Origin of the sequence: Hyphomicrobium sp. ghe19 (genome assembly GCF_902712875.1) — a bacterium.
In the GTDB taxonomy this organism is placed as follows: Bacteria; Pseudomonadota; Alphaproteobacteria; order Rhizobiales; family Hyphomicrobiaceae; genus Hyphomicrobium_B.
The window spans coordinates 1,917,498-1,930,042 of sequence record NZ_LR743509.1 but is presented as its reverse complement, the minus strand read 5'-3'; the positions used below and the strand labels follow the sequence as shown (position 1 = coordinate 1,930,042).

At 62.4% G+C, this 12,545-nt stretch carries 9 protein-coding genes; 7 read left to right on the top strand and 2 right to left on the bottom strand.

Annotated elements, in window-relative coordinates; translation table 11 throughout:
* The first annotated feature begins 40 nt into the window (after positions 1-40).
* The 3 genes from AACL53_RS09175 to gltX all read left to right on the top strand — a co-directional run bounded on the left by AACL53_RS09175 (position 41) and on the right by gltX (position 5,092).
* A complete protein-coding gene (locus AACL53_RS09175) occupies positions 41-1,444 on the top strand; it encodes a class II 3-deoxy-7-phosphoheptulonate synthase (RefSeq protein ID WP_339084194.1) in 1,404 nt (467 codons plus the stop codon).
* A 331-nt stretch (positions 1,445-1,775) separates the two neighbouring features.
* Positions 1,776-3,488, top strand: coding sequence for an NAD+ synthase (locus AACL53_RS09170; protein ID WP_339084193.1), 1,713 nt, complete (start codon positions 1,776-1,778; stop codon positions 3,486-3,488).
* Between the two features lie 233 nt (positions 3,489-3,721).
* Complete coding sequence (gene gltX / locus AACL53_RS09165; RefSeq protein WP_339084192.1) at positions 3,722-5,092, top strand: glutamate--tRNA ligase; 1,371 nt, start codon at positions 3,722-3,724, stop codon at positions 5,090-5,092.
* A 308-nt stretch (positions 5,093-5,400) separates the two neighbouring features.
* Here gltX and AACL53_RS09160 read toward each other — a convergent pair whose 3' ends face one another.
* Positions 5,401-6,699: a DUF2865 domain-containing protein gene (locus tag AACL53_RS09160; protein WP_339084191.1), complete on the bottom strand. Its 1,299-nt coding sequence runs from the start codon at positions 6,697-6,699 to the stop codon at positions 5,401-5,403.
* A 289-nt stretch (positions 6,700-6,988) separates the two neighbouring features.
* Here AACL53_RS09160 and cysS point away from each other — a divergent pair, with 289 nt between their 5' ends.
* A complete protein-coding gene (gene cysS / locus AACL53_RS09155; RefSeq protein WP_339084190.1) occupies positions 6,989-8,398 on the top strand; it encodes a cysteine--tRNA ligase in 1,410 nt (469 codons plus the stop codon).
* 213 nt (positions 8,399-8,611) lie between these two features.
* Here cysS and AACL53_RS09150 read toward each other — a convergent pair whose 3' ends face one another.
* Positions 8,612-8,947, bottom strand: coding sequence for a GIY-YIG nuclease family protein (locus tag AACL53_RS09150; RefSeq protein ID WP_339084189.1), 336 nt, complete (start codon positions 8,945-8,947; stop codon positions 8,612-8,614).
* 225 nt (positions 8,948-9,172) lie between these two features.
* On the opposite strand from AACL53_RS09150, the gene AACL53_RS09145 reads away from it, so the two are divergent.
* The 3 genes from AACL53_RS09145 (at position 9,173) to AACL53_RS09135 (ending at position 12,535) form a co-directional block, all read left to right on the top strand.
* Positions 9,173-9,685, top strand: a complete 513-nt coding sequence (locus AACL53_RS09145) for a GNAT family N-acetyltransferase (protein WP_339084188.1) — start codon at positions 9,173-9,175, stop codon at positions 9,683-9,685.
* On the top strand, positions 9,682-11,313 hold the full coding sequence (cimA, locus tag AACL53_RS09140) for a citramalate synthase (RefSeq protein ID WP_339084187.1): 1,632 nt from the start codon (positions 9,682-9,684) through the stop codon (positions 11,311-11,313). Before AACL53_RS09145 ends, cimA begins: the two co-directional genes overlap by 4 nt.
* Positions 11,314-11,680: 367 nt before the next feature.
* Positions 11,681-12,535: an outer membrane protein gene (locus AACL53_RS09135; RefSeq protein WP_339084186.1), complete on the top strand. Its 855-nt coding sequence runs from the start codon at positions 11,681-11,683 to the stop codon at positions 12,533-12,535.
* Positions 12,536-12,545 lie beyond the last annotated feature (10 nt).

Genomic DNA, 12,545 nt, shown 5'->3' with positions numbered 1-12,545 from the left:
CCTGGGTACGCACCCGATATGTGCTCTTCAGGAGTTAACTATGGCGTCGAACGCCCCACTCGAAAAATGGTCGCCGGACAGCTGGCGCAATAAGCCCATCATGCAGGTCCCGGATTATCCGGATGCCAAGGCTTTGGCCGATGCGGAAGCAAAGCTCGCGACGTTCCCTCCGCTGGTTTTTGCAGGTGAAGCGCGGGAGCTGAAAAAGCAGCTCGCGGTCATTGCGTCCGGCACCGGTTTTCTGCTTCAGGGCGGCGATTGCGCCGAGAGCTTCGCCGAGCACCGCGCCGACAATATCCGCGACTTCTTCCGCGTCTTTCTGCAGATGGCGGTCGTGCTGACCTATGCCGGTGGCGAGCCCGTCACGAAGCTTGGGCGCATCGCCGGGCAGTTCGCGAAGCCGCGTTCCGCGCCGACCGAAAAGAAGAACGGTCTGGAGCTGCCGAGCTATCGTGGCGACATCATCAACGGGCCGGAGTTCACGGCGGAAGCCCGCATCCCCGATCCCGTTCGCCAGCTCGAAGCCTATCGCCAGTCCGCGGCGACGCTGAACCTGATCCGCGCCTTCGCAACAGGCGGCTATGCCGACCTCGAGCGCGTGCACCAGTGGAACATGGGCTTCGTGAAGGATAGCCCGCAGGGCCATCACTATCAGGAGATCGCCGACCGCATCTCCGAGACGCTGCAGTTCATGCGCGCCTGTGGGATCACGTCCGACAACACACCGCAACTTCGCACGACGAGCTTCTACACGAGCCACGAAGCACTGCTTCTCGGCTACGAGGAAGCTCTGACGCGGAAGGATTCGACGAGCGGCGATTGGTACGCGACGAGCGGGCACATGATCTGGATCGGCGACAGAACGCGCCAACCCGATCACGCTCACATCGAGTACTGCCGTGGCATCAAGAATCCGATCGGCCTGAAGTGCGGACCGTCCCTCGACGCCGACGGTTTGCTGCGCCTGATCGACCTTCTGAACCCGAAGGACGAGCCCGGCCGCCTGACGCTCATCTGCCGCTTCGGCTATGACAAGGTGGAAGCGCATCTGCCGAAGCTCATTCGCGCGGTGAAGAAGGCCGGTCGTTCCGTCGTCTGGTCTTGCGACCCGATGCACGGCAACACGATCTCCGCCGTCAACGGTTACAAGACGCGCCCCTTCGATCGCATCCTGAAGGAAAGCCTGTCGTTCTTCGAAGTCCACCGGGCCGAGGGAACGCATGCGGGCGGCATTCACGTCGAGATGACCGGGCAGAACGTCACCGAATGCACCGGCGGCGCAACGGCGATTTCCGAGCAGGATCTTTCCGACCGCTACCATACCCACTGCGATCCGCGCCTCAACGCCGACCAGGCTTTGGAGCTTGCCTTCCTCGTTGCTGAGCAATTGAAGAAAGAGCGAGACGCCGAGGGTCGGCCCGAGCCTAAAACGCTGATTGCATAGTTAGGCTGACGGATTTCCCGCCGGTCACCGAATGCTATATACTGAATTGGCGGCTTGCGAATGCGAGCCGCCAATTCGGTTTTACCGGATGGCCACCGTCATGCGATTGCGCCTCTTGCTGATCCTGGCGGGCTTCGCGGGAATTTCCGTGGCGTCCGCACACACATTGACAATACCCGTCGATTCCCGCGTCCACGCCGCCGAAATCTGCTGGGACCCCGACGTTGAATTCCCGGTTCCATGTGACGACGATGAAGGTTGAGAACGGCCGGGCCCCCGCCTGGACGCCGTGGTCCTGGACCTGGATTACGGCGCACTCTAAATAGCGAGAATGATCGCACCGCTCTCACTCAAAATCGCCCTCGCGCAGCTCAATCCCATCGTCGGGGATTTGAACGGCAATGCCGAGCGCGCTGCCGCCGCCCACGCCCGTGCCAAGGAACTTGGCGCCGACGTCGTCGTATTCCCCGAGCTTTTTCTCAACGGCTACCCGCCCGAAGACCTCGTGCTGAAACCCGCGTTTCAGCAAGCGACGCGCGAACGGCTCGAATGGTTGGCCAAGTCCTGCTCCGATGGCCCGGCAATCCTTATCGGCGCGATCTGGAACCACGAAGGGAAGGTCTATAACGCTGTTGCGCTGCTCGATGGCGGCCGCATCCAGGCGACGACGCTGAAAGTCGATCTGCCGAACTACGGCGTCTTCGACGAGAAGCGCGTTTTCGCGGCGGGACCGATGCCGGGTCCGCTGAATGTCCGCGGCGTACGCATCGGCGTGCCGATCTGCGAAGACATCTGGGGCTCAGAGGTCGTCGAGACGCTGGCCGAAACCGGCGCCGAAATCCTCGTGTCGCCCAACGGCTCGCCGTTCGATTGGCCGAAGCCCGATAACCGCATGAACGTCGCCGTCGCACGCGTGACGGAAAGCGGGTTGCCGCTCGCCTATCTCAATCAGGTCGGCGGTCAGGATGAATTGGTATTCGACGGCGCGTCATTCGTCCTCAACGCCGACCGCAGTTTGGCCATCCAGCTTCCCGCGTGGCGCGAAGCGATCGTTCTGACCGAGTGGAAGAAGGCCGCCGACGGTTGGCGGTGCGAGCGGGGAGACGTCGCGAAGCTTCCCGCAGGACCGGCATCCGCCTATCAGGCCTGCGTTCTGGGCCTCCGGGACTACGTCGAGAAGAACGGTTTCCCTGGTGTCGTGCTCGGACTTTCCGGCGGCATCGATTCAGCGCTCGTCGCGGCCATCGCCGTCGATGCGTTGGGGTCCGCACGCGTCCACGCGATCATGCTGCCTTCGAAATATACGTCCGACGATAGCTTGCAAGACGCCGCCGCTTGCGCGAAGGCGCTCGGCATTCGCTACGATAAGATTTCGATCGAACCGACCGTTGCCGGTCTAACCTGGAGTCTCAAGGATCTTTTCGCCGGCAGTAACGCCGATATCACCGAAGAGAACATGCAGAGCCGTGTGCGCGGCACGATCCTGATGGCCGTGTCGAACAAGTACGGCGGCATGGTCGTCACGACCGGCAACAAGAGCGAGATGTCCGTCGGCTATGCGACACTCTACGGCGACATGAACGGCGGCTACAATCCGATCAAGGATCTCTACAAGACCGAGGTCTACGATCTGACGCGCTGGCGCAACGCCCATGTGCCGGAAGGCGCGCTCGGTCCCTCGGGCGTCGTCGTTCCCGAACGCATCCTGACGAAAGCACCGACCGCCGAACTCCGCGCCAACCAGACCGATCAGGATTCGCTTCCGCCTTACGAAGCGCTCGACGACATCCTCAGATGCCTCGTCGAGAAGGAGATGCCGGTCGCCGACGTGATCGCCCGCGGCCATGCCGTCGAAACGGTGAAGAAGGTCGAGCGGCTTCTCTATCTCGCCGAATACAAGCGCCGTCAGGCCGCTCCCGGCGTCAAGATTTCCGCCCGGAACTTCGGCCGCGATCGCCGCTATCCGATCACCAACAAATTCCGCGAGGATGTCGCGCAAGCGACCGCTGCGCCCGCAATCAAAGCCGGCGGCAAGGGCTTGTAGTTTCTGCTTCCAACGTCATCCCGGCGAAGGCCGGGATCCATCCAGGCCAGAAACTTGGGCGGACGCCCGCCTACGCGGGCATGACTTAGCCTTCATCCTCGACCGGGCGCGCTCCCTGACGCTGAATGCTCAAACAGCCTCGGTGGGCTCGGCCGCTGAAGGGTGAACGGCCCTCCCTTGCGTTTGGCCTAGCAGGAAGTAGGGTGCGGCGCTGAATCGATCAAAGGCCAGACATGACACCCCGCGTCCGCTTCGCACCGAGCCCAACAGGGCGGCTCCATATCGGCAACATCCGGACAGCAACGCTCAACTGGCTCTTCGCCAGGAAGCACGGCGGCAGCTTCCTGCTGCGCCTCGATGATACCGACACGGTACGCTCGACGGAGGAATTCGCCGCCGCAATCCGCGATGATCTGACTTGGCTCGGCCTGACCTGGAGCGATTTCGCGCGCCAGCAGGACCGGACGGACCGCTACGATGAAGCCGCAGCTGCGCTCAAAGCCTCAGGCGCGCTCTATCCATGTTTCGAGACCGAAGAGGAACTCGACCGCCGCCGCAAGCGTCAGCTCGCGATGCACCGGCCGCCCATCTACGACCGCGCCGCGCTGAAGCTGACGCCGGAAGAGATCGCCGCCAAAATCGCAGCCGGCGGGAAGCCGCACTGGCGCTTCAGGCTTCCGAACACCTCCGAAGGGCGCGGGCTCACACCGCAGCCGACGCTCATTTCCTGGAACGACCTGATCCGCGGCGATCAGTCGGTCGATCTCGGCTCGCTGTCGGATCCGGTGCTGATCCGCGGCGACGGAACGTACCTCTACACGTTCACGAGCGTCATCGACGACATCGACTTCGCGATCACGCACATCGTACGCGGCGAAGATCACGTGACGAACACGGGCGTGCAGATGGCGATCTTCGAAGCGGCGGGCGCAACGCCCCCCGCATTCGGCCATCACTCGTTGCTCGTCGGCGCCGATGGTCAGGCGCTGTCGAAACGCCTCGGCGCCCTTTCCATCCAAAGCTTCCGCGACGAAGGCCTCGAGCCGATGGCGGTACTCTGCCATGCAGCGCTCGTCGGCACGTCGGATGCGATCGAGCCGTTGCAGTCACGCGATGAACTCGCAGCCAAGCTCGATTTCTCGAAAATCTCGACGGCCCCCGGACGCTTCGATGTCGCCGAGCTGAAGGTCTTGAACAGCAAGCTGCTGCATACGCTCGAATTCGCAGCGGTCGCGGAGCGTCTGCGTGCCGCCGGCATCGAAGGCCGCGAGGACTTCTGGAATGCCGTCCGCGGCAACCTCGAGACCTTCGCCGACGCCGGCACATGGTGGAACGTGGTCGCGGGTGACATCGAGCCGGTGATCGAAGATTCGAAGTTGACCGTCGCAGCCGCGAGCGTCTTGCCGGATGCGCCGTGGAGTGAGAACACCTGGTCGGAATGGACGGCCGCCGTCAAAGCGAAGACGGGCGCCAAGGGCCGGGCCCTGTTCCATCCGCTGCGGCTCGCCTTGACCGGTCTCGAAGCCGGGCCGGAACTAAAGACGCTCTTGCCACTGATGGGCCGCGACCGCGTCCTCGCCCGCCTCGCAGGCAAACGCGCTTAACCCCCCTATCGCTCAAACGATCGCGGCGCCGACACTGTCATCCTCGGCTTCATGCCGAGGATCCATCGGGCAGCGGGCACCGTCGATGCAGATCGATGGACCCTCGGGCCAAGCCCGAGGATGACAAAGTTGTCAGCCCTCGGTGGCTCCAAACACCACCGTCGCCCGTCTGAAACGAAGTGCAGACCCGACACTGTCATCCTCGGCTTCATGCCGAGGATCCATTGGGCAGCTGGCACGTCGATGCGGATCGATGGATCCTCGGGCCAAGCCCGAGGATGACAACCGCAATCAGGCCACTGTCTGCACTACTGCGGCTGGGCCTCGGTCTGCCATCCGCCGGCATCGCCGGGCTGAGCAACAGGTGCCTGAGCCGCAGGCGAGGCAACCGATGACTTTGCAGCCGTCGAACCGGTCGTGATCGGGGTCATCCCCGCGCCGTCGGCACGGCGCCCAGGCAATTTCGAGCCGGGCGTCGTCGCATCGGCCTTCTTGTCCGGCGCACCCTCCGGCGGCGGCACGTATTCGGCGACCTTGCACGAGCAGCCGTTCACGTATTCCTTGCGGTAGCGGAAGGCGAACTTGAGCCGCGTGTAGGGTTCTTGCGATCTGAGCGCCACGGATTGCTCGACCGTGCCACCCGGATTTGGATAGTAATACAACTCGGTCGGCGCCGCGCATTTCGAGGTGCACGCATCCGCGTCCTGCGAGAAATGGCTCGGCAGCGTCGAAAAGCTCACCGGGAAATAGAAGCCGTCGCAAAGGCGAACGCAAAGCGTCCGGTACGTCTGCGCCCCGTTCGCAGCGTTGGGATTCCACACGTTGCCGCCGCTCGATTCCTCGTCTTCCCACATGCCGCTATCGCCGCGGTTTCGGCGCGCCATGTCGACATAGTTGGCGCCGCAGTTGTTGCGCGCAAGCTCGCGGACGATGTCGTCCTGATAGGAGCGCCCGGCGGAACCAAGAATATCCCGCCGCCGTGCATCGAGATCGGCGAGCCGCCGCTTCGTCGCATCCGACTGCCGCGCCAGGTCTTTGCACTGCGGCGTGTTCTTCAGCGACTTGGTGAACAGGAAATACTCGTAGCACCCGCGATCGAGCTGCGAGCCGGTCTGGTCGGCGACGCGTTCGAGCTGTCGGATCTCGTTTTCGAGTCGCGGCAGATCGTTCTGCGATTGACCGCTCTTTTGCCCTTCCTGCACGAGCCGCTGCTCGAGCTGGTAGCAAATCGGGTTCTTGGCGGACCAGTTCGTGGCTGGCTGTGCCGGAACTCCAGGGGCGCCCGGAGCGGCTGGCGCGCCAGGTGCGCCTGGCGCCGCCGGAGAATTCGGATACTGCGGCTGAGCCGGATACTGCGACTGCGGCGGGTACTGCTGTTGCTGGCCGGGATACGGCGGCGGGGCCTGCGCGGGTGGCGGCTGCCGGTAAACGGGCTCCTGCGGAACGGGCCCCCGGTCGCTGTCCTCACGGTCGCCGCCTCCACCACCAAAGGGCCACCAACTCTGCGCCGAGGCCACTTCCGACACCAAAAACAGGGCGAGCAGCGCCGCCGTCGCCAAGAGCAGCAACCGGCGAGCGGCAATATTGATCGAATTCCCTTGGCTCACGCCTGCTCCCCGACGCCCCTTTTGACGGCTTTCGCGCTCCGGATGACGGCATCCGAAGCGGCACTTTCCGGACCCTAAGCAGCGATTTGCTAGCGGGTCAATGCGGAGCAATTGCGACGTGAACCATTTTACGTGGCGTTTCAGAAACTTGAGCCCGCTTGACGGGGCAGGGGACAACCGCCTAAGGCGCGACGGGCCCTTGTGCCGCCCAAGGCGGCCTATGGCATACTCATCTTTCCGGAATATCTTCCGGCCGAACCGCAGAGACACGCGACGCAAGAGGTCCAGTTTGGCGCTCAAACTTTACAATACGCTGACCCGGCAGAAGGCCGAGTTCGTGCCGATCGACCCGTCAAATGTCCGCATGTACGTCTGCGGCCCGACCGTCTACGACTACGCCCACATCGGCAATGCGCGCCCCGTGATCGTATTTGACGTGCTGTTCCGGCTGCTGCGTCACATCTACGGGCCTGATCACGTCACGTACGTCCGCAACATCACGGACGTCGACGACAAGATCAACGCCCGCGCGGCGCGCGATTACCCTGGCCTGCCGCTGAATGAAGCGATCCGCAAAGTCACGGAAGCGACCGAGAACCAGTTCCACGCCGACATCGCCGCCTTGGGCGTTCTGCCGCCCACCTACGAGCCGCGCGCGACGGAGTACATCCGCCGCAAGGACGGCCGCGAGGACATGGTCTCGCTGATCGAAGCCCTGGTGAAACGCCGCCATGCCTACGTCGCGGAAGATCACGTGCTCTTCGACGTCGGCTCGATGCCCGATTACGGCCGCCTCTCCAACCGCACGCTCGACGAGATGGAGGCCGGAGCCCGCGTCGAGGTCGCGCCCTATAAGAAGGGGCCGATGGATTTCGTGCTCTGGAAGCCGTCGAAACCCGGCGAGCCCGCGTGGCCGTCACCGGGCGGCATCAAGACTCCAGGCCGCCCCGGCTGGCACATCGAGTGCTCGGCGATGGCGGGCGCGTTGCTCGGCCCCGTATTCGATATTCACGGCGGCGGCATCGACCTCACGTTTCCCCACCACGAGAACGAGATCGCGCAATCGCGCTGCGCCCACGGCACGACGACCATGGCCAACGTCTGGATGCACAACGGCTTCCTGCAGGTCGAAGGCGAGAAGATGTCGAAGAGCCTCGGCAACTTCGTGACGATCCATGAGCTGCTGACCGACGGCTGGCCGGGAGAGGTGCTGCGCTTCAACATGCTCAGGACGCACTATCGCCAGCCGATCGACTGGACGAAGAAGGGTCTCGAGGAAAGTCAGAAGATCCTGACCGGCTGGTTTGCGCACGAAGGCCTCAACACCGACGACCGTACAAGCTTGCCGCGTGACGTTATCGACGCGCTCGAGGACGATCTCAACACGCCGAAAGCCATCGCCGAGCTTCATGGCTACGCTGCCGCCAAGGAATTCAAAAACCTCGGCGCGGCGCTGGGCTTTTTAGGCTTCGACGGCGCAACGCTGAGGCAGGCGGACGCGCGCGCGGCGGAAACCGCGCAATCCGTGGCATCCACCGTCGAACCCTTGATCATCGCCCGCCTCGAAGCTCGCAAACGCAAAGACTTCGCCGAATCCGATCGCATCCGCGACGAGCTCGCCAAAATGGGCATCGCCTTGAAGGACACGAAGAACAAGGAAACCGGCGAGATCGAAACCACCTGGGAAATCGCTCGCTAACCACATCTGTCATCCTCGGGCCAAGCCCGAGGATGACAAAGTTGTCAGCCCTCGGTGGCTCCAAACACGACCGTCGCCCGCCTGAAACGAAGTGCAGACCCGACACTGTCATCCTCGGCTTCATGCCGAGGATCCATCAGGCCGGAACTCCACCGGTCGATGGTTCGCAGTAATAGGGCCACTGGTCGTTCACCGGCAGAAGCCCAATACCGGCTAGCCAAATCTAATCTTCAGCTCAGGATACAAATCGCACCACAGTGGATTTTCCTGCTCTATCAAGTTTATTTTCCAATCACGAACATAACGCTTCAAGGTCTTCTCGCGTTGAATGGCAAGCGCGACGTCTCCGAATGCTTCAAAGTAAACGAGGGTGGTGACGCTGTACTTGCGCGTGAAGACCGAACCACGTCCGAGCCTGTGATTTTCAACACGGCCAAGGATGTCGTTGGTCACGCCGATGTAGAGTGTCCCTTGCGGCTTACTCGCTAGAATATAGACCCAGTAGCTTCGATGTATTCCCCGATCCATCCACTCAGTATGCTGCGCCATGGATCCTCGGGACAAGCCCGAGGATGACAAGGGGACAGGGCGTCTCTCGCGCTGGCGGCCGGCTCCCCGCAGGGAAGTCGCCGAGGCAAACAAAAACCAGCGCGACCTTGCAAGGCCTTGCGCCGATGGCGACATGGGGATAGGCCGAAGCCGCAGCATCCGCAGACCACCCGAACAATTAATCAAGCCGGCAAAACCGGCCGCCAAAACCGCTTTGGTAAACCAATGTCAGACGACTATCCGCTCCGTCCGTTTCTTCCCGCCGACGCCATGGTGCTGCGCGATCTCTTCGCACAAAGCATCGACGAGCTGACGGCCGATGACTACGACGACGATCAGCGGCTCGCATGGGTCGCGACAGCCGAGGATGCGGCCGCCTTCCGCGACAGGCTCGCGGCGGCGCTGACGCTCGTCGTCCAACTTGACGGCGAATACCTCGGTTTCGGGTCCCTTAAGGACAATAAAACCATTGATATGCTTTATGTGCATCCGGACTTCGCGGGCGAGGGGGTCGGCACCGCGCTTGCCGACGCGCTCGAGAAGATCGCAGGCGCACGTGGAGCCGAGGGGGTCACTGTCGATGCGAGCGATACGGCCGTGCCGTTTTTTGAGCGTCGCGGTTACGTCGCAGCACAGCGCAACTCCATTCCCCTCGATGATCAATGGCTTTCCAACACGACCATGGTAAAGCGTCTCGCCGGAAGTCCGGCAAAAGCTGAGCCTCAAGAAGCGTCATGAGCAAAGAGCGCCTCTACCTCTTCGATACGACGTTGCGCGACGGTGCGCAGACGACGGGCGTCGACTTTTCGCTTGAGGACAAGCGACGCCTCATGCGCGTGCTCGACGACCTCGGCATTGACTATATCGAGGGCGGCTTTCCGGGCGCCAACGCCACCGACACGGAACTCTTCTCTTCGCGTCCGAACTTGAAGTCTGCCCGCTTCACGGCATTCGGCATGACGAAGCGCTCGGGCCGTTCCGTATCCAACGATCCCGGCCTGCAGGCCGTTCTCCAGTCCGCCGCCGACAGCATCTGTCTCGTCGCGAAATCGTCCGACTATCAGGTGCGCGTCGCACTCGGCATCACGAACGAAGAAAACCTCGAAACGATCCGGCAGTCGGTCGGCGCAGTCGTTGAAACGCAGCGCGAGGCGATGATCGACTGCGAACATTTTTTCGACGGTTACAAGTCGAACCGCGACTACGCGCTCTCCGTCGCCAAGACGGCGTATGACGCGGGCGCGCGCTGGGTCGTGCTTTGCGATACCAACGGCGGAACGCTGCCGCATGAAATCGAACGTATCGTTGCCGATGTCGCGAAGCACGTTCCGGGCGCAAACCTCGGCATCCATACGCACAACGATACCGACAACGCCGTCGCCAACACGCTCATGGCCATCCGCGCCGGATGCCGCCAAATCCAGGGCGCGCTCAACGGCCTCGGCGAGCGCTGCGGCAATGCCAACCTGACATCGATCATTCCGACGCTGCTTCTGAAAAGCGAATTCGCGGATGCCTTCACGACAGGCGTCACGCCCGACAAGCTGCGCTCCCTCACGCACGCGAGCCGCGTTCTCGATGAAGTTCTGAACGAGGCGCCGAACCGCCACGCGCCCTACGTCGGCGAAAGCGCCTTCGCGACAAAGGCAGGCATTCACGCCTCCGCGCTCATGAAAGCGCCGGAAACCTACGAGCACGTCCCGCCCGAAAGCGTCGGCAACGAGCGGCGCATTCTCGTCTCCAAGCAGGGGGGGCGTTCCTCGCTGACGTCGGCACTCGAGCGGCTAGGCCTCCCGGCCGACAAGGACGACGCGCGTGTGCAAGCGCTCCTCGACGAGGTGAAGGCGCGCGAGGATCAGGGCTATTCCTACGAGGCGGCCGAGGCGTCGTTCGAGCTTCTGGCGCGCCGCGCGCTCGCAACCGTGCCGCGCTATTTCTCGGTCGACAATTTTCGCGTGACCGTCGAGCGCCGCGAAGAGCGATCGAGAGCGATGAACGGCAATGGAACGGTCTCGCACGCGGTCGTCACCGTATCGATCGCAGGCGACGACGCACCGCTCGTCTCGGTCGGCGAAGGCAACGGCCCAGTCAATGCGCTCGACAAGGCGCTGCGAAACGATCTCGGCCGTTACCAGAAGCACATCGAGAACGTCGAGCTCGTCGACTACAAGGTCCGCATCCTGACGCAGACGCACGAAGGCGGCACCGATGCGGTAACGCGCGTCCTTGTCGAGAGCCACGATGCATCGACCGGCGAGCGCTGGACGACCGTCGGCGTCTCCCCGAACATCATCGATGCGAGCTTCGAGGCCCTTCTCGACAGCATCAATTACAAGCTCCTGAAGGACGAAGCCCAAATCGGGTGACGAAATTCGCGCGGCGCGTTTTGCGCGTCTGTGGACAACCCCGGCCGCCGCAATGCATGCGGGCGGGAGGATGGCCAAGCCTCGCACTCTGCACGCCTGTCCTCGCCGCGGCTTGGCTCGAAAGCGGGAGCCAGCTTCTAAGTAATTCTCGCCGCTATTTTTTCCCTGCGATGATGGGCCGAAATGCTGCGCTACAGCAGCCGTCCGTATAGTGATCAAAAAGCAGCAGCAACTTAGAATCACTGTGTTCAGTGTGCGAACAACTTGCCGTCCGAGCCGTCCCCAATTAGCACCGGAAATGTGGATAACTTGTTGATATCCGCGTCAGGAAAATGAACGGGGAGACGAAGCGGGAGCGAGTATTGTGATGCGTAAGAGTGTTGCGTTGGTCGCGTTTATTTTGTTTCAGTCATCCGGAGCGTTTGCAGGCGGCAGCCTCAAGGACGCGCCTGCACCCATTCCCCAGCCGGCGGACGGTTGGTCCGGCTTCTCCGTAGGCGCCGGCATCGGCGCCACGAGCATCGATCAGAATGCCTCGGCAGCCGCAAAGCGAACGGACGTCTTTTGCTTATATTGGTGGGGTTGCTCCTATCCCAAGAACGACTACCTTTCGGGTGGCATGAACGATGACGCTTGGAAGGTCTTCGGTACGTTGCAGGTGGGCTACGACAGGCTCATCAGCGACCGAATTTTGATAGGCGCCTTCGCTGATTACGACTTCTACCCCGACGGCGATGAAAGCTCCTCGGGAGGTACGAAACATAGCTTCCTCTCGGGAGAGATTCACCGCGACGGAGCCTGGACCGTCGGCGGTAGGCTCGGCGTCCTGGTGCGACCCGACCTTCTGGTCTACGGGTTGGGCGGCTTCTCACGCATGAACCAGAAGGGCGAAGTAACGGCTGCGTTCGATAACTATTATCTGCCGACGAGCGTCACCTTGAAAGCCGGCGATCTCGATGGCTGGACGGTCGGCGGCGGTATCGAGACCAAGCTCGACAGGATCGACAAGAGATTGTCTCTCAAGGTCGAATACCGCTACTCGCAGTTCGACGGTGAAAGTGGCAGCGGCTCGGACAAGAACGAAGCATACAAATGGTGGGTGCTGCACTGCGCCAGCGAAAAAGCCCGCTTCGATATCGACGATGCAACCGTGCAGTCGGTCCGCGCCGTGCTGGTCTGGAAGCTACAGGCCGACGCAACGCCGATCGAACCGTTGAAATAGCAGCTCTCGG